We start from the raw sequence: 21,722 nt of genomic DNA on the forward strand, positions 1-21,722 counted from the left end.
CGCATCCTCACCGAAAGGCAATTCCGTGCTGTCACTCGTTCTGCCCAAGGGGTCGCTGGAGAAGGCGACCATGCAGCTGTTCGACGCCGCCGACCTCACCGTCCAGCGGACGTCGGACCGCGACTACCGCGCCTCCATCGACGACCCCCGCATCGACCGGGTCCGGGTCCTGCGCCCGCAGGAGATCCCGACCTATCTGGAGCAGGGGCTGTTCGACCTCGGCATCACCGGCCGCGACTGGATCACCGAGACCAACGCCGACGTCGTCAGCCTCGGCGAGCTGAAGTACTCCAAGGCGACGTCCAACCCGGTGCGCGTGATCATGGCGGTGCCGGACGGCGCACCGTGGCGGTCGGTGTCCGATCTGCCGGAGGGCGTCCGGATCTCCACCGAGTTCCCGGCGATGACCAAGCGGTTCCTCGACAAGCACGGCGTGAAGGCGAAGGTCGTCCCGTCCTACGGCGCGACCGAGGCGAAGGTGCCCGACATCGTGGACGCGATCGTCGACCTCACCGAGACCGGCTCGTCCCTGCGCAAGAACGGCCTGCGCATCCTCGACACGCTCCTGACCAGCTACACCGAGCTGGTCGCCAACCGCGAGGCCTACGAGGACGCGGAGAAGCGCGCCGCGATGGAGGACATCGCCCTGCTCCTGCAGGGCGTGATCCGGGCGCGCGGCAAGGTGCTGCTGAAGCTGAACGTCGCGCAGGCCGACCTGCAGAACGTCCTGGACATCATGCCCGCGATGGCGTCCCCGACGGTCACCTCGCTCGCCGGCGGCGCGTCGAACGCCGTGGAATCGGTGGTCGCCAAGCGCGGCGTCAACACGCTGATCCCGGCGCTGAAGGCGGCCGGCGCCCACGACATCCTCGAAATCCCCATCGCGAAGATCGTTGACTGAGACACCGGCGCTGCCGGCCGTGTGGCGTCCCCGCACCACCCGGATCGTCGCCTACACCACGGCGGGTGTGATCATGCTCGGCCTGATCGCGCTCGCCGTGGTGGTGCCGGAGCAGTACAAGCTGTCCGACCGCCTGCTGATGGTCGGCTTCGGCGCGGTCGTCTCCTGGATCCTGCACATGCTCGCCCGCTGCCGCGTCGCCGCCGACGACGCCGGCGTCACGGTCGTCAACGCCTTCAGCACGCGCCGCCTCGAATGGCCCGAGATCCTGGACGTCGCCATGACCGTCGGCGACCCGTGGCCCACCCTCGACCTGGCGGACGGCACCTCGATCGGCGCCATGGGCATCAACGGCACGGAGAAGACCCTGGCCGCCCGCCAGCTGGCCGAACTCCAGGCACTCCTCCACGCCCGGGGCGAGACCCCCGACCCCCTCTGACGGCTCTGTTCTAGGCTGTTGCCAGGACCGGGAGCGCGTTCGTGTGCAAGGGTGTGCACATGACCGCTCAGAGTGCCGAGGCGATCGCAGAAAGTGGCGACATGGACGCTGCACCGCTGCCAGACTGGGTGATCCCCCCGCCGGGCGGCTTCACCGCCGACGGCTTCCTCCGCATGCGTGATCTGCCCCGGCACACGGAGCTGATCGACGGGAGCCTGGTCTTCGTGAGTTCGCAACGCAAGTGGCACCGCAGAGTGGTCGACCTGCTCAAGGACGAACTCAAGCGGCAGGCGCCGGAAACGTTGCGGGCCGAGCGCGAGATGGCGGTCAGACTCGCCGACCGGCAGGTCCCGGAACCGGACGTGTTCGTCGTGACGGCCGAGGCGTACGAGCGGGACGAGCCGTCCACCCACTACTTTCCGGAGGACCTGGTCCTCGTGGTCGAGGCGGTCTCCCCGGAGTCGGTGGACCGGGACCGGGAAACCAAGCCGCGCAAGTACGCCGCCGCCGGGATCAAGCATTTCTGGCGGGTTGAAGAGGTCGAAAGTCGTACGGTCGTGTATGTCTATGAGCTCGATCCGGCCACCGGGGTGTACGTCCCGACCGGCATCTATCACGACCAGCTCAAGCTGACGGTGCCGTTCGACATCGAGATCGACCTCACGAGAGTCTCCAACTACTGAGCCCACGGTTCGGCGGGGTGGAGTGAGATCCCAGCCTTCCCAGGACGCGGTCTCGGGGTTCATGCCGCGTGAGTCCGTCGCACTTCGCACACCTCGCGCTGAGTCGGCGGTCGCTGCCGGGGTGTGGTTCCCGGCCTTGGCCATCCCCCTGCCGGTGAGGAGCGGGAGATGCAGGGGGGCGGGGCGTGTGAGACTCGTCTCTTGCCGAGTAGCCTCGGAGCCGTGGGAGAGACGGTGGCCACGGACCAGGTCGGATCACCTGCGGAGCTGGCGGAGCTGCTCGATCGGCACGCCTATCTGTGCGACGAGGGGCTCGCGACGGCGTGCTTTCTCGCGCTGCGGATGGGCAGGCCGCTGTTCCTGGAGGGGGAGGCCGGGGTCGGGAAGACCGAGCTGGCCAAGACGCTTGCGCGGGGGCTCGGCGCACCGCTGATCCGGCTGCAGTGTTACGAGGGGCTGGACGCCTCCCAGGCGCTGTACGACTGGGACTTCCCGCGTCAGCTTCTGCACCTGCGCGCCGCCGAGGCCGCGGGCGTCAGCGACATCTCGCGGCTGGAGGGGGAGCTGTACGACCGGCGGTTCCTGCTGGCCCGGCCGCTGCTGCAGGCACTGGAGACCTCGCCGAGCGTCCTTCTCGTCGACGAACTGGACCGTGCCGACGACGAGTTCGAGGCGTTCCTGCTGGAGGTGCTCAGCGACTTCACGATCACGGTCCCCGAGCTGGGCACGATCCGGGCCGAGCGCCCGCCGGTCGTCGTGGTCACCTCCAACCGGACGCGGGAGGTCCACGACGCGCTCAAGCGGCGCTGCCTGTACCACTGGCTGGAGCATCCGTCGTTCGACCGGGAGGTCGCGATCATCAGGCGGCGGCTGCCGGACGCGGCGGAGCGGCTCGCCGGGCAGGTCGCCCGCGCCGCGCAGCGGATGCGGGAGACCGACCTGCTGAAACCGCCCGGCGTCGCCGAGACGCTGGACTGGACCGAGGCGCTCGTCGCCCTCGGCGTCCGCGAGCTGGATCCCGGGACGGCGGCGGTGACGCTCGGCGCCGTCCTGAAGTACCGCGAGGATCAGCAGCGCGTGCTCGCCGCCGGGCTAGAGGCCCTGCTCAACGGGGGCTGAGCCGTGCGGCGGGACGTCACCGAGACGATGGTCGGGTTCGCCAGGACGGTGCGCGCGGCGGGCGGCGCGGCCGACCCCGAGCGGGTGCAGGCGATGCTGGCGGCGCTCGACCACCTCGACGTGCTCGACCCGAACGACGTGTACTGGGCCGGACGCCTGACGCTGTGCGCCGACCCCGACGACATCCCCGGGTACGACCGGTGTTTCGCCGCGTACTTCTCCGGCGCGACGGCGCGGCCGGGACGCAGGCCGCCGCCCGTGGTCGTGCACCGGATGACGCTGCCCGATCCGGGCGCGCAGGCCGGGAACGAGGAGGCCGGGGAGCTGAAGTCGGCGACCGCCAGCGAGGTGGAGGTGCTGCGCGACCGGGACGTGGCGCGGCTGAGCGCCGCCGAGCGCGCCGAGGTCGCGCGGCTGATCGCGGTGCTGGACGCGCGGGCGGAGCAGCGCCGGTCGCGGCGGTTCACGCCCGCGTCCGCCGGACGGCTCGATCCGGCGCGGACGATCCGGGAGACGCTGCGGCGCGGCGGCGAGACGTCGCTGCTGCGGCGCCGCGCGCACCGCACCCGGCCGCGCCGCGTGGTGCTGATCGTGGACGTCAGCGGGTCGATGAGCCCGTACGCGGACGCGCTGCTGCGGTTCGCGCACGCCGCCGTCCGGTCCGGCGGGCGGGACGTGGAGGTCTTCAGCGCCGGGACGCGGCTCACCCGCCTCACCCGGGAGCTGCGGCACCGCGACCCGGACGCGGCGATGGCGGCGGCGTCCGCGGCGATCCCGGACTGGAGCGGCGGCACCCGGCTCGGCGCGGAGCTGAAGGAGTTCCTCGACCGGTTCGGGCAGCGCGGCCTGGCCCGCGGCGCGATCGTGGTGATCGCCTCGGACGGCTGGGAGCGCGGCGACGCGACGCTGCTCGGCGAGCAGATGGCGCGGCTGCACCGGCTCGCGCACCGGGTCGTGTGGGCGAACCCGCACAAGGCGCGGCCCGGTTACGAGCCGCTGACCGCCGGGATGGCGGCGGCACTGCCGCATGTGGACGACTTCACCTCCGGGCACAGCCTCGCCGCACTGGAGGAGCTGGCGCGCCTGGTGGCCGGAGCAGGCCCAGTGCCCGGAGCAGGAAAGGGAACGGATCATGCGTGACGTGCTGGAGGACATCGCCGGTTGGTACGCCTCCGGGCAGACGTTCGGGCTCGCGACCGTCGTGCACACCTTCCGCAGCGCTCCGCGCCCGCCGGGCGCGGCGATGGCGGTGTCGCCCGGCGGGGAGGTGGCGGGCAGCGTGTCCGGCGGCTGCGTGGAGGGCGCCGTCTACGAGCTGGCGCAGTCGGTGCTGGAGACGGGCGAGCCGGTCGTCCAGCGGTACGGGGTGAGCGACGACGACGCGTTCAGTGTCGGCCTGACCTGCGGCGGGATCCTGGACGTGCTGGTGGAGCCGGTCGGGCCGGACACCTTCCCCGAGTTCACCGAGGTCGCGGAGGCGATCAGGAGGCACGAACCCGTCGCCGTCGCGACCGTCGTCGCCGGCCCCGGCAGGATCGGTGCCCGCCGCGTCGTCTGGACCGGCCGCGCCTCCGGCTCGCTCGCCCCGGGCGCCCCGCACGCCGCCCGCCTCGACGCCGCCGTGGACGACGACGCGCGCGGCATGCTCGCGCAGGGCCTCACCGGGCAGCGCCACTACGGGCCCGAGGGGGAGCGGCGGCTGGACGACCTGACCGTCTTCGTCCACTCGTTCGCCCCGCCGCCCCGGCTGCTGGTGTTCGGCGCGATCGACTTCGCGGCGGCGGTCGCGCGGATCGGCAAGTTCCTCGGCTACCACGTGACGGTGTGCGACGCGCGGCCGGTGTTCGCGACGCCGAAGCGGTTCCCCGAGGCCGACCAGGTCGTGGTGAAGTGGCCGCACAAGTTCCTGGACGAGACGCGCGCCGACGTCGACGCGCGCACCGCCATATGCGTCCTCACCCACGATCCCAAGTTCGACGTGCCGCTGCTTGAAGTGGCGCTGCGCACGGGCGCCGGCTACGTCGGCGCGATGGGCTCGCGCCGTACCCACGACGACCGCCTCGCCCGGCTGCGGGAGGCGGGCCTGTCCGACGAGGAGCTCCGGCGGCTGCGCTCGCCGATCGGTCTCGATCTCGGTGCCCGGACGCCGGAGGAGACGGCGGTGTCGATCGCGGCGGAGCTCGTCCAGCTCCGCTGGGGCGGTTCGGGGCGTCCGCTCACCGACACCAGCGGCCGGATCCACGCCGACACGCCCTGACCGCACTACTCTCGCGGGATGACGGTGCACGGTGCGGAGACCCCGGCGGGCCTGCTGCTCGCCGCGGGGGAGGGCAGCAGGCTCGGACGCCCCAAGGCGACCCTGGAGCTGGGCGGCGAACGCCTGGTCGACCGGGGAGTGCGGACGCTGCGGGACGGCGGCTGCTCCCCGGTCCTGGTGGTGGCGGGGGCGGCGCAGATCGAGGTGATCGGCGCGGTCGTCGTCCCCAACCCGCACTGGCGGGACGGCATGGGCTCCTCGCTGCGCGCCGGGCTCGCCGCGCTGCCGCCGGCCTGCCCCGCGGTGGTGATCGCGCTCGTGGACCAGCCGCGCGTCACCCCCGCCGCGGTGGAGCGCCTCATCGCCGCGTACGAGCACGGCGCGGGGATCGCCGTCGCCACCTACGGCGGCGCGCCGCGCAACCCCGTCCTGCTGGGCGCCGAGCACTTCGCGGGCGCCGCCGAGGCCGCGGCCGGTGACCGGGGTGCGCGCGGCTACCTGCGCGCCCATCCCGAGCTGGTCACGCCCGTCCCCTGCGACGACATCTCCGCGCCCGACGACATCGACACTCCCGAGGACCTCGCCGCCTTCACCCGCGACGAGCCTCGGTGACGGCCCGGCAGGGCTAGGACGCGGGCAGGACGCTCTCGTCCAGCGCGCCGCAGTCGACCGCGCGGCGGAGCCGGGACGTGAGCGCCTTGATCGTGGCGGGCTCGTCCAGGACACCGCCCGCGTCGCCCGCCGCCTGCTCGTGCCACGCCCTGACCCGCCCGATGACGTCGTCGACGCCCGTCAGGTGGAACGCGTACACGGCGGCGTACCGGCTCGGCAGATGCGCGGGGTGCAGGTCCCAGCCCTGGTAGAAGCCGTGCGCCAGCGAGTGCCGGACGTGTGCCGCGTGCACCGCCCACGTCGCGTTCACCTCGTCGGGGCCGTCGTTGCGGGGGATGAGGTTGGTGGAGCCGTCCGACAGCCGCACACCGGTGCCCGCGAGCGACACCTGCATCAGGTGCCGGGCGAAGTCGCAGGCCGGATGGTCGAGCCGCTGCTCGTGCGGGGGCAGCCCCAGCGCGGCGGTGTAGTCGAACACGCCGAAGTGGGCGGCGGTGATCCGGCCCTTCGCCGCGGCCACGAGCGGGCCGAGCCCGACCCGTTCCTCCTCGTGGTCGATGAGCGACGGCGGCGTCTCGACCTGGATCTCGAACCGCAGGATGCCCTGCGGCAGCCCGAGCGAGGTCTCCAGCCGCTCCAGGAACTCCACGAACAGCCGGACGTGCTCGCCCGTCACCACCTTAGGGAAGGTGATCGTGAACCCGCCGGGCAGCCGCCCCAGCCGGTCGCGCAGCGCGGTCAGGAACCCGTCCAGCGTCCGCATCGCGCGCTCGTGGCCGCCGTCGGTGAACGACTTGACCCGCAGCCCCCAGTAGTGGGGGAGGCCCTTCATCTGGTAGGCGGCGGCGACGGCCTCGACGACCTGCTCGACGTGCGCGTCCTCCTCGGCGTCCTCGCGGACGCCGTAGCCGTCCTCGAAGTCGATCCTGACGTCCTCGACCGGCTCGGCGGCGAGCTTCGCCGCGACCCGCTCCCGGACCGGGGCGGCCAGCTCGGGATCGAGCCCGAACGCGGCGCCGAACGACCCGGCGCCCGGCGTGTGGGTGTTCAGCAGCCGCAGTGCCTCGGCCCCGAAGTCGGCGGGCGTCGAGCGGGAGAACCGGTCGGCCGGCACGTAGACGGTGTGCACCGGCTGCCGCCCCTCCGCGCCGCCGGGGAAGCGCTCGCCGTGCGCGTCACGGGCGGCGGCGATGCGCGCGGACAGATCCTCAAGCGAGGGCACACTGAGATTCACCCCGCCATGATCCCCCAAACGCCGCCCGCCGGGGAACCGGTCGCGCCGGATCGGATCAGGCGCCGGCGACGATGCCCCAGGTGCCGTGGAACCCGGCGCCCGGCTCCAGGTGCACGACGCCTTCACCGGACGCGAACGCGTTCGGCGGGCACGTCATGGGCTCCACACCGAGACCCTCGCGCGGCTTCGGGGTGTCGTCGGCGGTGTAGATCTCCATCCACGGGTGCGACTCGTCGGCCCAGAGCCGGACCGTCCGGCCGCCACCGGAGAGGACCGCCCAAGCGCGGCCGTCACCGTCGCGGTTCAGCCCGGCGAACGCGTTGTCGATCCGCCGGCCGCCGAGCACCGGGCCTTCGCGCAGGTCGTACCCGGTGCCGGTGACGTCCTCGGACGGCCCGGACGGGATCATCCGGTCGTCCACCGGGAGGTACCGGTCGGCGCCCAGCGTGACCGTGCAGGCGTCGATGGGCTCGCCGACCGTCAGGTAGGGGTGGGCGCCGTGGCCGTACGGGGCGGTCACCGTCCCCGCGTTGCGGGCGGACATCCGCACGCGGAGCCCGCCGGAGGCGTCCAGGGAGTATTCGGCCTCCAGGTCGAGGCGGAACGGGTAGCCGGCCGTCGCGAGGAGACGGTGGGTCAGCCGCACCCGGTCCGGCTCGTGCTCGGCGACCTGCCAGGACGCCCAGCGGACCAGCCCGTGGATCGCGCAGTCGCGGGCGGGCTCGGACACGTCGAGCTGATGCTCGGCGGCGCCGTGGGAGTAGCGCCCGCGGTCGATGCGGTTCGGCCACGGGATCAGCAGCTGCCCGGACGCGGCGGGGGCCGGCTCGTCCACGCCGTGCGGCAGCACCAGCGGGCGGCCCCCGCAGGTCAGCTCGCGCAGGCTCGCGCCCGACTCGGTGACGACCGCCTGGTACGGCCCGGCGGCGAGGGCGTACTGCTCTCCGGTGACCGGCTCGCTCATGGGCGGCACGGTACCCTCCGCGGCCACCGCTATGCGATCTCCGCGAGGGCGTGCAGGGCGTCGCTGAACACGTTCGGCGGCGGTTCGACGAGCCCCGCGCCGACCTGCCCGGTGCCCGCCTCGCGTCCCGCGATGCCGGTGTCGATGACGGGCAGGATGCCGGTGCGGACGACACGCGTGACATCGATGCCGGCGGGCGTGCCCCGGAACGACAGCAGCGGGATCTGCAGCCCCGGATGCTCGGCCAGCGTGATCTCGTACATGCGCTGGGTGGCGGCGACCGCGTCCGGGACCTCGCCGCCGACGAACCGGACGATCGCGGGCGCGGCGGCGAGCGCGAACCCGCCCACCCCGGCCGTCTCGGTGATCGCCGAGTCGCCGATGTCGGGGTTGGCGTCGTCCGGGCCGTAGCCGCCGAGGTAGAGGCCGTCGGGGACGCCGGCGGGGCCGGTGAACCAGCGGTCGCCCGTGCCCGACACCTGGATGCCGAAGTCGGTGCCGTTGCGGGCCATGGCCACGACCAGGCTGGACCCCGGCACGTCCCGGGCCGCGTCCGCGCACGCCTTCGCCGCCGCCATTCCCGCGTTCAGGAAGAAGTGGTCGTTGCCCGCGGCGAACCGCAGCGCCTCCGCCGCCCTGCCGCGGGGCACGTCCTCGGCGGCGGCGAGGTCGGGTGCGAGCTCGCGCAGCAGCAGCGACGTCGCCGCCCGGTTCCGGTTGTGCAGCTCGTCGCCCATCTGGAGCGCCTGCGCGATGACCGACATCAGGTCGAGCGGCCCGTGCCGCCGCACGGCCGCCCGCAGCGCGGGGCCGAGGACCTCCCCCATCCAGGTCAGCCGCTCGATCACCGCCGGCCCGTACGCCCCGTACCGCAGCACCTTCCCGAGCCCCTCGTTGAGGGAGCAGTACGAGGTGCCGCCGTGCTCGGCGTCCTCGACCACGAACATCCACATGGACGGGCTGACGACGCCCGCCATCGGCCCGACCGTGGCGTGGTGGTGGCACGGTTCGAGCGTGACGGTCCCGCGTTCCAGCGCGTGCCGGGCGCCGAGCGGGGTCTCGGCGAGCCCTTCGAGGAGCATCGCGCCGATGAGCGCGCCCCGCATCGGGCCGGACGCCCGCTCCCACTCCAGCGGCGGGCCCGCGTGCAGGAACGTGCCGGGGTCCAGGCCGAGGACCTCGCGGGCCGGGCGCACGTCCACCAGGTGCGGACGGGCCGTGAGCATGCGCCGCACGGCGCGGGCGTTGGCCTCGGCGTGCCCGGGGGCGCCGAGCACCGCGGCGAGCGCCGCCTCCGTCCCGGCCGGCGGGGGCCGCCAGTCGACCGTCCGCACCGGGACGGCCTGGTCCGCGAGCGCCTCGGCCAGCACCTCCACGCCGGCGGCGACGACCCGGGGCTCGCGGGACAGCAGCCCGCCGAGCCGCTGATCGGTCATGCCGAAACCCCTTCCACCAGCCGCAGGGCGTGCCGGGTCGCCTGGGCGTTGGAGGCGAACACGTCGGCGCCCGCCTCGCACAGCGCCGTGGCCTGCCGGTCGCGGCCCTGCGGGTCGGCCGGCGTCCCGCACAGCGACACGACGACCGCCAGGTCGGGACGGTCCCGCACCGCCGCGGTGACGGCCGGGGCGAGCGAGGCGGCCGGGTCCGGCTCGGCGCCGTGACCGAGCACCACGTCCAGGAGCAGGACGCCGCAGCCGGGATCGGCGGCTTCGGCCCGCAGCGCGTCCAGCCGCAGCGTCGGATCGATCATCGGATGGGCGCGGCCCCGCGTGTAGGCGTCGTCGCCGAAGTCGGTGAACCGGTGGCCGCGCGCCTGCAGATCCCAGCCGAGCGCGCCCCGGGCGATCATCTCGGCCTCGTCGCGCAGCGTGCCGCCCGCGAACAGCCCGCGCAGCGCCCGCCCTTCCGCCGCGTGCCCGGCCGCCGGGGCCGCCCGCCGCGGCGCCGTCCACCGCGGCCACCGCGGGACAGTCCGCCCGAGCGCCGTCAGCACCTTCTCCGCGGCCTGTGTCAGGTCGTCCTCACCGGCCGCCGGCAGCGCGAACACCACCGGCGTGTCCAGCCGCCGCGCCGCCTCCCGGATCAGGTCCAGCACCTGCGGCGCGGGCGGCTTGGACACCAGCACGATCAGCTCCGTGCCGGGGTCGGCGTCCAGCGCCGCGAGCGCGGACAGCGCCGACCGGCCGCTCACCTGCGGCGACAGGTCCCGGCCGCCGACGCCCAGCACATGGCTCACCCCGGTGCCGGCCGCGTCCAGCAGGCACATCAGCTGCTGCGCGCCCGTCCCGGACGCCGCCACGACGCCGACGGGCCCCGGGCGGACCGCGTTCGCGAACCCGAGGCCCGCGCCGCCGATCACCGCCGTCCCGCAGTCCGGGCCCATCACGATCAGCCCGCGCCGCGCCGCCGCCTCCTTCAGCGCGATCTCCTGGGCGAGCGGCACGTTGTCACTGAAGATCATCACGTTGAGGCCGGCGTCCAGCGCGTCCATCGCCTCGGGGAACACGTGCGGGCCCGGCACCGACAGCAGCGCGACCGTCGCGTCCGCGCCGGCCGCCGCCGACCCGGTCGTGCGCGGCGGCGCCGGCGCGCCCAGCGGCCCGCCCCCGGCCGGCGGACGGGACGCGCCGTGCAGCAGCCCGTCCAGCGCCTCACGCGCCTCATCGAGCCCGCCGCCGTCCACCCGGATCGCCACGACGAGGTCGTCGGGGCCCGTGCCGTCCGGCACGGCGAACCCCATCCGCCCGAACATCTCGCGGTTCAGCTCGGTGCCCATCGCCACCATCGCCCCGGCGACGCCCGGCCGCTCCGACAGCAGCCGGCCGGCCCGCATGAGGGTGACCGAATCGTGGTAGCTCCCCCGCCGCACCTCGACCCAGTCCTTCATGCGGCGTCCCCCGCGGGCCTCCAGCCGGCGCCGTGCCCCTCCGGCCCGCTCACGCGGTGGCCCTCGGCGCGCGGCGGGCGGACGCGGTGGCGGTGAGGGCGAGGGCGGCGCGGCAGCCGGCGAGGACGCCGTGCGCGAGGTCGGTGCCCGAGGTGTGGCCCACCGACAGCAGCCGGCGGACGGCCCCCCGGCCCGCGCCGCCCGGGGGTTCGCAGCCCGCGACGCGGCGCAGCACGGCCGCGACCTCCGCGCCCGCGCCGCCCGCCGCCGCGCAGTGCAGCAGCGTCGCGGCCAGCGCGGTCGTGCGGGTGCCCGCGTCGGTGGTGACGGCGGCGCCGAGCCAGTCGGCCAGCCGCACCGCCGCTCCGCCGTGCCGGACGGCATCGCCGACCAGCCGCAGCGACACCAGCAGCCCGCACAGGATGTCGTCGCCGGACGGCGTCAGCCCCGGCCCGAGACCCACGATCCGCTCCGCCGCCTCCACGGCCCCGGCGAGGTCACCGGCCGCGCACGCGGCGGCGAGCGCCGCCGGGTCGGGATGCCCCGCCAGGCCGCCGCCCGCCGGGCCGGCCGCGGTGAGCGCGCCGGCCGCGGTGAGCTCCTCCTCCAGGGCGTGGACGCCGCGGGCGAGCGTGGCCGGCTGCATCCCGCTGAGCCGCGGGGACGGGTCCCACCAGCGGCGGACGCGCACGTTCAGCCCGTCCGCCTCCACCCGCCCCTCGCCGACGGCGGCGTCCGCGCCCTCGCGGACGGACCGGAACGGGTGCTCGCGGCGCGACGCGACGACGACGACCGCGTTCGGCAGCCGGCCGGCGTCGGAGGTGACGACGGCGAGCACCCGCGGCTCGGCGCCGCCCCGCATCTCCAGGTACAGCGCCGCCGGGAACACCGCGATCACGCGGGCCGCGCGGCGTGGCGAGTCGAGCAGCGGCCGCAGCGCGAGGCTCGCGGCGCCGGCCGCCGGCGGACGCCGTCCGGGCCGGGCCGGGAGCGGGATCGGGGCGCGGGCGAGGGCAGTCACGTATCCTCCCGAGGCCGGTGTCGGCGGCCGTCCGGCACCCGGACGGCCCGGCCTCTGCGGAGACGGTAGAACGGGCCCCGCACCGGACGTATGGGGAAAACTGCCAAGGATGGTTGTCATCGTTCGTCTTTGTTGTCATTTTTGATCAGGAACCGGTAGCGATCACGCCATTACGGGCGATGTACGCACCAAAAGGCGAGGTGACCCCTGGCATGAGTTACACCACTGCGGACCCGGGCCCACCGGCCCTCCGGCTCGCGAGTACCGGCACACTGACCTACGGCCTGTCGGTCGGCGAGGTCCTCGGCGTCAGCACCCTGAACGGCGCCCGCCTCATCGCCGGACGGTCCGGACTCGGGCGCGTCGTGCAGCGGCTCAACGTGATGGAGGTCCCCGACATCCTGTCGTGGGTCAAACCGAACGAGCTGCTGCTGACCACCGGCTACCCCCTCCGCAACACCCCCCAGTCGCTCGACAACCTGGTCGCCGACCTGGACGAGCGCGGCCTCGCGGCCCTGGCCATCAAGCTGGGCCGCTACCTGGACTCGCTCCCCGCCGAGATGATCGCCCAGGCGGACCGGTGCGGCTTCCCCCTGATCCTGCTCCCGAACGACGTCGGCTTCGACGACATCCTGAACCAGGTCCTGACCGACATCCTGAACCGGCAGGCGGCCGTCCTCGCCCGCACCGAGGAGGTGCACCGGGCACTCGTGCAGATCGTGCTGTGCGGCGGCGGCCTCCAGGAGGTCGTGGACGAGGTCGCGTCCCTGCTGGACGTGGCGGTCGTGGTGCTGGACGGCGAGCAGCGGGCGCTCGCCGGCGCCGGTCCGGACGAGCACGTCCAGGCGATGCGCGCGTTCGAGGCGGGCCGGCACGCCGCCTGCGGGTGCGGCGGCTGCGGCATCATCGGCGCGCACGGCACCGGCGACCACCTGGTGGTGCCCGTGATGGCGGGCGGCTTCGACCACGGCCGGATCGTCGCGTTCAGCCCCGGCGGCACGCTGCGCGGCACCGACCTCGGCATCCTGGAGCGAGCCGCGACCGTCGCCGCGCTCGTGGTGACCAAGCAGCAGGCCGTCGCGGCGGTGGAGAGCAAGTACCGCGCCGACTTCCTGCGCGACATCCTCGCCGGGCGCGCCGGCGACGACGACCGGGTCGTCGCGCACTGCGGCGGGTTCGGCTGGGACCTGGACCGCCCGATGATGGTGGTCGTCGCCGAGCTGGACGGCCGCCCGCGCGGCACCGAAACCGAGGCGAAGAACCGCGGGAAGGCGGCCGAGACCGACGGCGGGACGCGCGGCGGACGCGGTCTTGAGGAGCGGTCCGCGCAGGAACGGCTCGCCGCCGCGTGGACGACCGCCGTCCGCCGGCACGACAAGGGCGCGGCCGTCGCGAGCTTCGCGCACGAGGTCGTCGCGGTCGTCGGCGCCGACGGTGAAGATCCCGCCGAATGGGCGGCCGGGCCCGTCCAGGCGATGGTCAAGGAGGCGTCGTCGATCTTCGCCGAGCATCTGTCGGGGCGGCGGACCTTCTCCACCGGCATCAGCCGGACCGTGGCCTCCCCGGCCGCGCTGCCCGAGGCCTACGACCAGGCGGTGAAGGCCGTCCGGGTCGGCCGCCAGCTCAACGGCGCGGGCGCGCGGGCGCATTTCGACCAGCTCGGCGTGTACCGGCTGCTCAGCCTGGTCTCCGACCCCGGCGAGCTGCACGCGTTCGTCCGCGAGACGCTCGGTGAGCTCGCCACCGACGACGAGCCGGAGCTGGTGGACCTGCGCCGCACCCTGCAGGTGCTGCTGGAGACCAACCTCAACGTGGCCGAGACGGCCCGCCGGCTGCACTTCCACTACAACACGCTCCGGTACCGCATCGGGAAGCTGGAGCGGATGCTCGGGGCGTTCACCGAGGACGCGCATCTGCGGCTCAACCTCACCCTCGCCCTTCACGTCCTGCGCATGCGCGGTATCTGAAGGTAAGGGCACCGCCCCGTGCCCACCGGACGACGCCCCGGAACGGGTTCACACCGGCCGGTCCTCCCAATCGGGCGGGCGGGCTTTGGCAGAAGTCGCCGATGCCCGCCCACCAGGGTGGATCTACCTTGCCCGCATGAACGCGGTCGGCTGAGCAGGAGGAACCCCGATGGTGATCGGCTGGAAGCTGCACGGTGACGGACGAACGCCGCCGCCCGGGGAGGTCGTCAGGCCGGACGAGCGGCTGTCGTGGCCGCGCACCGCCGGCATCGGCGCCCAGCACGTGGTGGCGATGTTCGGCGCGACGTTCGTGTTCCCCGTCGTGATGGGACTCGACCCCAACCTCGCGATCATGATGTCCGGGGTCGCGACGATCCTGTTCCTGCTGATCGTCGGCGGCCGGGTGCCGAGCTACCTCGGCACCAGCGCCTCCTTCGTCGGGGCGGTCGCGGCGATCCGCGCGGCGGGCGGCGACAGCGCGACCGTCACCGGCGCGATCCTCGTCGCCGGCGTCGTCCTCGCGCTGATCGGCGTGCTCATCCACGTCGCGGGCGGAGATATCGTCCACCGGGTGTTCCCGCCCGCCGTGACCGGCGCCGTGGTGATGCTCATCGGGTTCAACCTGGCCCCCGTGGTCGCCACCGTCTACTGGCCGCAGGACCAGTGGGTCGCGCTGGCGACGCTGGCCTTCGCCGTCCTGTGCGCGGTGCTGCTGCGCGGGTTCTGGGCGCGCATCACGATCCTGCTCGCGCTGGTGTTCGGGTTCGTCCTTTCGTGGATTCTCGACAACACCGCCGGGAAGATCACCTCCGTGCTGCCGGGGCAGAACCTGCTGGACGGGGCGGGCAAGACGTGCCCGGCCGAGGGCCCGTACTGCCTCGCCACCGCGTTCCCGCACGACCGGGTCGGCTTCGCGGGCGTGCGGGAGGCCGACTGGTTCGGGTTCCCGAGCCTGCACGCGCCCGACTTCAAGACCTCGGCGATCCTGCTGGCGCTGCCGGCGGTGATCGCGCTGATCGCGGAGAACACCGGGCACGTCAAGGCGGTGGCCGCGATGACCGGCGACGACCTGAACCCCGTCCTCGGCCGCGCCATCGCCGCCGACGGAATCGGCACCACCCTGGCCAGCGCGGTCGGCGGCTCGCCCACCACCACCTACGCCGAGAACATCGGTGTCATGGCCGCGACCCGGATCTACTCGACGGCCGCCTACTACGTCGCCGCGATCGTGGCGATCCTGTTCGGGCTCTGCCCGAAGTTCGGCGCGCTCGTCGCCGCGACGCCGGGCGGCGTGCTCGGCGGCATCACCGTCGTGCTGTACGGGATGATCGGCCTGCTCGGCGCGAAGATCTGGATCGAGAACCGGGTCGACTTCGCCGACCCGGTCAACCTCGTCCCGGTGGCGGCGGCGATCATCCTGGCGATCGGGAACGTGACACTGCAGATCACCGACGACTTCCCGCTGCAGGGCATCGCGCTCGGCACCATCGCCGTGCTGCTCGGCTACCACGTCCTGAACGTGCTGCGCAGGCCGGAGGACGCCGGCGGCGGCATCATCGCACCCAAGGAGGAGGAGATCGGCGGTCCCGTCCGGCCGGGGAGGGGCGGCGCCGCCACGGGCGGGGCGCCCGGGACGGAGGCGGGCTGACGCGTGAAACCGCCCCCGTTCGGCTACCACGCCCCCGGCACGCTCGATGAGGCGCTCGGCGTGCTGGCCGCCGTACCGGGCGGCAAGGTCCTCGCCGGCGGCCAGAGCCTCGTCCCGCTGCTGAACATGCGGCTCGCCGCGCCGTCCGACCTGGTCGACATCAACCGGGTCGGCGAACTCGACACCCTGCGCGTGACGGCCGGCGGGGTGCGGGCCGGCGCGCTCGCCCGGCACGCGCGGGTGGAACGCTCCGCGGCGGCCGCGGCCGTCCAGCCGCTGCTCGGGCGGGCGCTCCGGCACGTCGCGCACCCCGCCATCCGGAACCGGGGGACGGTCGTCGGCAGCCTCGCGCACGCCGACCCCGCCGCCGAACTGCCCGCCGTGCTCGCCGTCCTGCGCGGGACGGTCGAGGCGGCGTCGGCGCGGGGCCGCCGCACGATCGCGGCCGCCGAGTTCTTCCGCGGCCCGCTGGAACCGGCGCTGGAACCCGGTGAGCTGGCCGTCTCGGCGTTCTTCCCGGCGGCGCCGCCCCGCACCGGCACGGCGTTCGCCGAGACGGCGCGGCGGCACGGCGACTACGCGCTCTCCGGCGTCGCCGCCGTGGTCACCCTCGACGAGGACCTGCGCGTCGCCGCGGCGCGCACCGGCCATCTCGGCATCGCGCCGGTGCCGGTCGTGTTCGACCTGACCGGCGCCGCGGGTCCGGGCGGCGACTGGGCGGCCGCCGCCGCGCACGTCCGCGAGCGCATCGACCCCGAATCCGACATCCACGCCGGCGCCGGCTACCGGCGGCATCTGACCGGCGTGCTCACCGAGCGCGCCCTGAACGCGGCGGCGTCGGAGGCGCTGCGGAAGGCGGGAGAGTGATGGAGGAGAGCTTCGAGGTCGCGCTGACCGTCAACGGGACGCACCGCACGGCCCGCGTGCCCGCCAGGCGGCTGCTGTCGGACCTGCTCCGGCACGACCTCGGGCTCACCGGTACGCACGTCGGCTGCGAGCACGGCGTCTGCGGCTGCTGCACCGTCCTGCTGGACGGGGAGCCGGTGCGCTCGTGCCTCATGTTCGCCGTCACCGCCGCCGGCCACGCGGTCACCACCGTCGAAGGGCTCGCCGCCGAGGACGGGACGCCGTCCCCGGTGCAGCGCGCCTTCCGCGAATGCCACGGGCTGCAGTGCGGCTTCTGCACACCCGGGTTCCTCTGCACGGTGACGGCGCTGCTGCGGGAGACGCCGAATCCGACCGAGGAGCAGGTCCTGGAGGGGATCTCGGGAAACCTGTGCCGCTGCACCGGCTACCAGAACATCGTCAAGTCGGTGCACCGCGCCGCCGTCCTGCTGGCCGAAGCGGCCGGAGAAGGGGAGTCGTGAATGGGCACGCGCGTCTTCGGGGAACCGGTCCAGCGCCGCGAGGACGGCCGGCTGCTCACCGGCCGGGGCCGCTACCTCGACGACCTCGGGCGGGGCGCGCTCGCGGCGGCGTTCGTCCGGTCCCCGCACGCGCACGCCCGGATCACCGACATCGACGTGTCCGGTGCGCTCGACGTGGACGGCCTCGTCGCCGTCTACACCTGGGAGGACCTGCCCGGGCGGGTGGGGGAGCCGCTGCCGCTGCTCATCCCGCATCCGGCGCTGACGCACGGCCGCACCGGGCATCCGCTGGCGCGCGACGTCGTGCGGCACGTCGGTGAACCCGTCGCGATGGTCGTCGCCCGCGACCGCTACCTGGCCGAGGACGCCGCCGAGCGCGTCCGCGTCGAGTACGAGCCGCTGCCCGCCGTCGTCGGCATCGAGACGGCGGAGCGCGCGGAGCATCTCGTCCACGACGACGTGCCCGGCAATGTGGGGGCCGTCCTCGTCCAGGAGAACGGCGACGCCCGCGCCGCGATCGACGCCGCGCCGCACGTGCTGGAGTTCGGCCTCGCGATCGAGCGCAGCGCGTCCATGCCGCTGGAGGGACGCGGCGTCTACGCGCGGTGGGACGCCGACGACGGGTCGCTGCGCGTGTACTCCTCCACGCAGGCGTCCACCAGCGTGCGGGCCGCGATCGCCGCGCGGCTCGGGCTGCCGAACGGGAAGGTCGAGGTGATCGCGCCGGACGTCGGCGGCGGGTTCGGCGTCAAGATCGTCCATCCGTGGCCGGAGGAGATCCTCGTCCCGTGGGCGGCGCGGCTGCTGGGCCGCGAGATCAAGTGGACCGAGGACCGCCGCGAGCACTTCGTGTCCGCCGCCCACGAACGCGGCCAGCTCCAGGACGTGCGGGTCGGGTTCGACGACGACGGCCGCGTCCTCGGCCTGGACGTGCGGATCAGGCACGACCACGGCGCCTACACCCCGTACGGGATCATCATCCCGATCGTCACCTCCACCCAGCTCCTCGGCCCCTACAAGATCGGCGCGTACCGGGCGGAGGTCGTCAGCCTCTACACCAACACCCTCATCGTCACCCCGTACCGGGGCGCGGGCCGCCCGCAGGGCGTGTTCTGCATGGAGCGGACGATGGACCGCATCGCCCGCCACCTCGGCCTCGACCGCGCCGACGTGCGCGCCGCCAACTTCATCCAGCCGGGCGAGTTCCCCTACGACCAGGGCCTCACGTTCCAGGACGGCCGCCCGCTGATCTACGACTCGGGGGACTATCCGGAGCTGCTCCGCAAGGTGCGGGAGCTGATCGGCTGGGACGGGTTCGAGGCCGAGCGCGCCGCCGCCGCGGCCCGCGGCCGCCGTATCGGCATCGGCCTCGGCGTGTACGTCGAGGGGACGGGCGTCGGCCCGTACGAGGGCGGGCACGTCGAGATCGACACCGCCGGGCGGGTGCACGTGTCGACCGGACTGACCTCGCAGGGGCAGGGCCACGAGACCGTGTTCGCGCAGATCGCCGCCGCCGAGCTGGGCGTCCCGATCGAGGACGTGCGGGTGACGACGGGCGACACGCGGCGCTTCGGGTACGCGGTCGGGACGTTCGCCTCCCGCGCGGCGGTGATGAGCGGCAACGCGATCGCGCTGGCCTGCCGCAAGGTGCGCGGCAAGGCGCTGCGGATCGCCGGGGAGGCGCTGGAGGCCGATCCGGACGATCTGGACATCACCGACGGCGTCGTGCATGTGCGGGGCGACCCGTCGGCGTCCGTCCCGCTGCGGACGGTCGCGGTGCTGTCGAACCCGCTGCGGTACGCGTTCGACGAGGAGGCCGCGGCGGCGACGCAGTTCGCGGTGGGCCGTCCGGTGACCGAGCCGCCGGTCGCGTCCGGGGACGAGCCGGGGCTGGAGGGACGCGACTACTACTCGCCCGTCCGGTCCACGTTCGCGGCCGGGGCGCACGCCGCGATCGTGGAGGTCGATCCGGACACCGCCGAGGTCGCGATCCTGCGGTACGCGGTCGTCCACGACTGCGGGCGGCTCATCAACCCGATGGTGGTGGAGGGCCAGATCCACGGCGGTGTCGCCCAGGGCGTCGGCGGCGCGCTGTACGAGCGGATGGTGTACGACGAGTCGGGGCAGTTGCTGAACGCGTCCTTCATGGACTTCCTCATGCCGTACGCGACGGAGATCCCGCACATCGAGACCGACCATCTGGAGACGCCGTCGCCGCTGAACCCGCTCGGCATCAAGGGCGCGGGGGAGGCGGGCGTCATCCCGGTGTCGGCGGTGATCGCCTCGGCGGTGGAGGACGCGGAGGGCGTGCGCGTGGACGCGATGCCGCTCTCCCCGGACGGCCTCCACACGCTCCGGGAGCGCGCCGCGGGCGACGCGTCGCTGCGCGTCCGGGAGGGGGCGCGGGCGGGCTGATGCCGGCGGGCGGTGCCGGCGGGACCGGCTCGGGTTGCGGGGGACCTCGGCCCCGCCGGCGTGTCGACCCTAGTGAAGGAGACCCGGAGCCTTCGGCGTAACCGGGTTTCCTCCGGGAAGGTCGGAAATCAGCCGTGCGAGGGCGTGTCGGGGGCGTTCCCGCCGAGCGACTTCGGCAGGTAGTTCTCGACGGCGGCGGGCCGGAAGCCGGCCTGCCTGATCCAGCCGAGGATCATCTGGAGCTCCTGCGCGAGGCCCGTGCGGTAGTGCATGAGGATGATGTCGCCGGGCTTGAACCCCTTGCCGCCGTCGCCGCGTGCGAAGCCGTTGTACCCGACGCCGGGCCCGGTCGTGCCGTTGTAGAACTCCGCCGACCACAGCAGCACCGACTTGATGCCGCACTCCTTGGCGACCTGCCGGGTCGTCTGGTTGAAGCTGCCGAACGGCGGCCGGAAGACCTCCGGCCGGCGGCCGTACTGCGTGTGGATGGCGTCGGACGCCCCGCAGATCTCCTTCTTCTGCGCCTCGGCGCTCAGCGTCGCCATGTTGGGATGCGTGATCGTGTGGTTCTCCATCGGCGAGCCCGCGTTGCGCATCGCCCAGAAGTACTGTCCCTGCCCCTTGATGTAGGTCGAGGTCAGGAACGTCATGATGGGAACCTTCTCCTTGCGGACGAGGTTCACGAACTCCGAGTCGTAGGTGTAGCCGTCGTCGATGGTGAGGAAGACGACGCGCTCCCCCGTCTCGATGCGGCTGACGACCGGCGGCAGCCCGTCGGGGGACGGCTTCGGCATCGTCCAGGACCCGGGCTTCGGCGTCGCCCACTTCTGGTCGCCGAGCACCGAGGTGAGCTGCGTCCGCATGGACGGGCCCGAGTCGCCGGCCTGGGCGGCCAGGACGGGCCAGCCGCCCGCGGCCACGCCGAACACTCCGGCGGCAACCATGGCGATCACGGGCGTCTTCCCTCGCATCGGCCGCGTACTCCGTTTCGGTGAGGTCCAGTTAGGTTCGCATCGGTTGACGCGCCAAGGGCGGTCCCGGTTCGCATCCTGCCGGAACCTGCCGGACATATCTGACCATTTCCCACCGCCCGCCGGGGCGTATCTGCCCAATCCCCGGCGTGTACTCGGCAGATGTTGCCGTTCGGCGGGGCCACGGCGTTCTCTACAGTCGGGTCATGCAGCTGAACGGCAGTGCCAGTGTCGCCGCGCCGCTCGACCGCGTCTGGGACGCGCTCCAGGACCCGGCCGTCCTGGCCAGGACGATCCCCGGATGCCGTTCCCTGGAGGAGACGGCGCCCGACACCTACCGCATGACGGTCACGGCGGGCGTCGCCTCCATCCAGGGCACCTACGTCGGGCAGGTGGAACTCGCCGATCCCGACCCGCCGCGCTCGTTCGTCCTGAAGGCGCGCGGCCAGGGCGCGCCGGGCACGGTGGACGCGACGGTCCGGGTCCGGCTCTTCGACGGCGGCGGCGCGACCCGCATCGACTACGACGCGGACGCGGTCGTCGGCGGGATGGTCGGCGGGGTGGGGCAGCGGATGCTGGGCAGCGTCGCCAAGCGCACCGCGGGCGAGTTCTTCGCCGCCGTCGAGCGCGACCTCACCGCGCCCGTCACCGAGGCCGCGCCCCCCGGCGAGGCCGCGCCCGCCGGGACACCGGCGCCCGCCGGCGTCCCGGCGGGCACCGGCACGCTCTACCCGGGACGCGCCGCGCAGGCGCCGGAGTGGCCGGCGATGGCCGTCGCGTTCGCCTCCGGCGGGGCGGTCGCCCTCGCCGGCGTCGCGCTCGGCTACCTGCTCGGCCGCCGCTCGCGCCGCTGAGTCAGCCGACCGCGACCAGGTCGACGACGAAGATCAGCGTCTCGCCCGGCTTGATCGCCGGGCTGGGGCTGCGGTCGCCGTAGGCGAGGTGCGGCGGGATGACGAGCTTGCGCCGCCCGCCGACCTTCATGCCGGCGATGCCCATGTCCCAGCCCTTGATGACGCGGCCGGTGCCGAGCTGGAAGTCCAGCGTCGAGCCCCGGTTCCAGGACGCGTCGAACTCCTCGCCGGTGGACCACGACACGCCCACGTAGTGCATCGACACGTGCGAGCCCTTGACGGCCTCGGGGCCGTCGCCCTCGGTGATGTCGGTGATGTCGAGGTACTCGGGCGGCTGGCCCTCGGGGAAGTCGATCTCGGGGCGTTCAAGCGCCATGGACGGG

At 74.0% G+C, this 21,722-nt stretch carries 20 protein-coding genes; 13 read left to right on the top strand and 7 right to left on the bottom strand.

The genetic code is table 11. From position 1 onward, the window contains the following. The first annotated feature begins 25 nt into the window (after positions 1 to 25). The 7 genes from hisG (at position 26) to ACQP1N_RS13000 (ending at position 6,011) form a co-directional block, all read left to right on the top strand. Entirely contained in the window at positions 26 to 901 is an 876-nt protein-coding gene (gene hisG / locus ACQP1N_RS12970) for an ATP phosphoribosyltransferase (RefSeq protein ID WP_433231452.1), read from the top strand. Beyond that, the gene (locus tag ACQP1N_RS12975) at positions 894 to 1,340 is read left to right on the top strand and encodes a PH domain-containing protein (RefSeq protein ID WP_433231455.1); all 447 of its coding nucleotides are present in this window, start codon (positions 894 to 896) and stop codon (positions 1,338 to 1,340) included. Before hisG ends, ACQP1N_RS12975 begins: the two co-directional genes overlap by 8 nt. Positions 1,341 to 1,441: 101 nt before the next feature. Then, positions 1,442 to 2,023 carry a Uma2 family endonuclease gene (locus tag ACQP1N_RS12980; protein ID WP_433232681.1) on the top strand — a complete coding sequence of 194 codons (582 nt, stop codon included), beginning with the start codon at positions 1,442 to 1,444 and terminating at the stop codon, positions 2,021 to 2,023. Between the two features lie 222 nt (positions 2,024 to 2,245). Next, positions 2,246 to 3,142: an AAA family ATPase gene (locus ACQP1N_RS12985; protein ID WP_433231458.1), complete on the top strand. Its 897-nt coding sequence runs from the start codon at positions 2,246 to 2,248 to the stop codon at positions 3,140 to 3,142. A gap of 3 nt (positions 3,143 to 3,145) precedes the next feature. Next, positions 3,146 to 4,282, top strand: coding sequence for a vWA domain-containing protein (locus tag ACQP1N_RS12990; protein ID WP_433231461.1), 1,137 nt, complete (start codon positions 3,146 to 3,148; stop codon positions 4,280 to 4,282). Next, positions 4,275 to 5,399: an XdhC family protein gene (locus ACQP1N_RS12995; RefSeq protein ID WP_067795150.1), complete on the top strand. Its 1,125-nt coding sequence runs from the start codon at positions 4,275 to 4,277 to the stop codon at positions 5,397 to 5,399. The genes ACQP1N_RS12990 and ACQP1N_RS12995 overlap by 8 nt, the downstream gene beginning before the upstream one ends. Before the next feature lie 18 nt (positions 5,400 to 5,417). Beyond that, the gene (locus ACQP1N_RS13000) at positions 5,418 to 6,011 is read left to right on the top strand and encodes a nucleotidyltransferase family protein (RefSeq protein ID WP_067795152.1); all 594 of its coding nucleotides are present in this window, start codon (positions 5,418 to 5,420) and stop codon (positions 6,009 to 6,011) included. A gap of 13 nt (positions 6,012 to 6,024) precedes the next feature. On the opposite strand, the gene ACQP1N_RS13005 is transcribed toward ACQP1N_RS13000, so the two are convergent. Genes ACQP1N_RS13005 through ACQP1N_RS13025 form a run of 5 tightly spaced genes read right to left on the bottom strand, consistent with a single transcriptional unit; the run spans position 6,025 to position 12,117 of the window. Continuing rightward, positions 6,025 to 7,245 carry a DUF6986 family protein gene (locus ACQP1N_RS13005; protein WP_433231465.1) on the bottom strand — a complete coding sequence of 407 codons (1,221 nt, stop codon included), beginning with the start codon at positions 7,243 to 7,245 and terminating at the stop codon, positions 6,025 to 6,027. A 55-nt stretch (positions 7,246 to 7,300) separates the two neighbouring features. Then, positions 7,301 to 8,209: an aldose 1-epimerase family protein gene (locus ACQP1N_RS13010; RefSeq protein WP_433231467.1), complete on the bottom strand. Its 909-nt coding sequence runs from the start codon at positions 8,207 to 8,209 to the stop codon at positions 7,301 to 7,303. A 29-nt stretch (positions 8,210 to 8,238) separates the two neighbouring features. After that, positions 8,239 to 9,645, bottom strand: a complete 1,407-nt coding sequence (locus tag ACQP1N_RS13015) for a DUF1116 domain-containing protein (RefSeq protein WP_067795158.1) — start codon at positions 9,643 to 9,645, stop codon at positions 8,239 to 8,241. Next, positions 9,642 to 11,096 (bottom strand): FdrA family protein, encoded by a 1,455-nt coding sequence (locus tag ACQP1N_RS13020; protein WP_433231470.1) that lies wholly within the window; start codon positions 11,094 to 11,096, stop codon positions 9,642 to 9,644. The genes ACQP1N_RS13015 and ACQP1N_RS13020 overlap by 4 nt, the downstream gene beginning before the upstream one ends. A 49-nt stretch (positions 11,097 to 11,145) precedes the next feature. After that, a complete protein-coding gene (locus ACQP1N_RS13025; protein ID WP_433231472.1) occupies positions 11,146 to 12,117 on the bottom strand; it encodes an oxamate carbamoyltransferase subunit AllH family protein in 972 nt (323 codons plus the stop codon). A gap of 212 nt (positions 12,118 to 12,329) precedes the next feature. Here ACQP1N_RS13025 and ACQP1N_RS13030 point away from each other — a divergent pair, with 212 nt between their 5' ends. From ACQP1N_RS13030 to cutA, 5 genes are all read left to right on the top strand, one after another. Next, the gene (locus tag ACQP1N_RS13030) at positions 12,330 to 14,084 is read left to right on the top strand and encodes a PucR family transcriptional regulator (protein ID WP_433231475.1); all 1,755 of its coding nucleotides are present in this window, start codon (positions 12,330 to 12,332) and stop codon (positions 14,082 to 14,084) included. Positions 14,085 to 14,253: 169 nt separating this feature from the next. Further along, positions 14,254 to 15,732 (top strand): uracil-xanthine permease family protein, encoded by a 1,479-nt coding sequence (locus tag ACQP1N_RS13035; protein ID WP_433231477.1) that lies wholly within the window; start codon positions 14,254 to 14,256, stop codon positions 15,730 to 15,732. A 3-nt stretch (positions 15,733 to 15,735) separates the two neighbouring features. After that, positions 15,736 to 16,599, top strand: a complete 864-nt coding sequence (locus ACQP1N_RS13040; protein WP_067803275.1) for an FAD binding domain-containing protein — start codon at positions 15,736 to 15,738, stop codon at positions 16,597 to 16,599. Beyond that, positions 16,599 to 17,099, top strand: coding sequence for a (2Fe-2S)-binding protein (locus tag ACQP1N_RS13045; RefSeq protein ID WP_433232684.1), 501 nt, complete (start codon positions 16,599 to 16,601; stop codon positions 17,097 to 17,099). The genes ACQP1N_RS13040 and ACQP1N_RS13045 overlap by 1 nt, the downstream gene beginning before the upstream one ends. Then, entirely contained in the window at positions 17,100 to 19,514 is a 2,415-nt protein-coding gene (gene cutA, locus ACQP1N_RS13050; RefSeq protein ID WP_067803286.1) for an aerobic carbon-monoxide dehydrogenase large subunit, read from the top strand. 128 nt (positions 19,515 to 19,642) lie between these two features. Here cutA and ACQP1N_RS13055 read toward each other — a convergent pair whose 3' ends face one another. Beyond that, the gene (locus tag ACQP1N_RS13055; protein WP_242609010.1) at positions 19,643 to 20,458 is read right to left on the bottom strand and encodes a polysaccharide deacetylase family protein; all 816 of its coding nucleotides are present in this window, start codon (positions 20,456 to 20,458) and stop codon (positions 19,643 to 19,645) included. A 233-nt stretch (positions 20,459 to 20,691) separates the two neighbouring features. Here ACQP1N_RS13055 and ACQP1N_RS13060 point away from each other — a divergent pair, with 233 nt between their 5' ends. After that, positions 20,692 to 21,339, top strand: a complete 648-nt coding sequence (locus ACQP1N_RS13060) for an SRPBCC family protein (RefSeq protein WP_067803296.1) — start codon at positions 20,692 to 20,694, stop codon at positions 21,337 to 21,339. A gap of 1 nt (position 21,340) precedes the next feature. Here ACQP1N_RS13060 and ACQP1N_RS13065 read toward each other — a convergent pair whose 3' ends face one another. Next, a complete protein-coding gene (locus tag ACQP1N_RS13065) occupies positions 21,341 to 21,715 on the bottom strand; it encodes an FKBP-type peptidyl-prolyl cis-trans isomerase (RefSeq protein ID WP_067803299.1) in 375 nt (124 codons plus the stop codon). Between the last annotated feature and the right edge of the window lie 7 nt (positions 21,716 to 21,722).

The organism is Actinomadura formosensis (assembly GCF_050948385.1).
Taxonomy (GTDB): domain Bacteria; phylum Actinomycetota; class Actinomycetes; order Streptosporangiales; family Streptosporangiaceae; genus Spirillospora; species Spirillospora formosensis.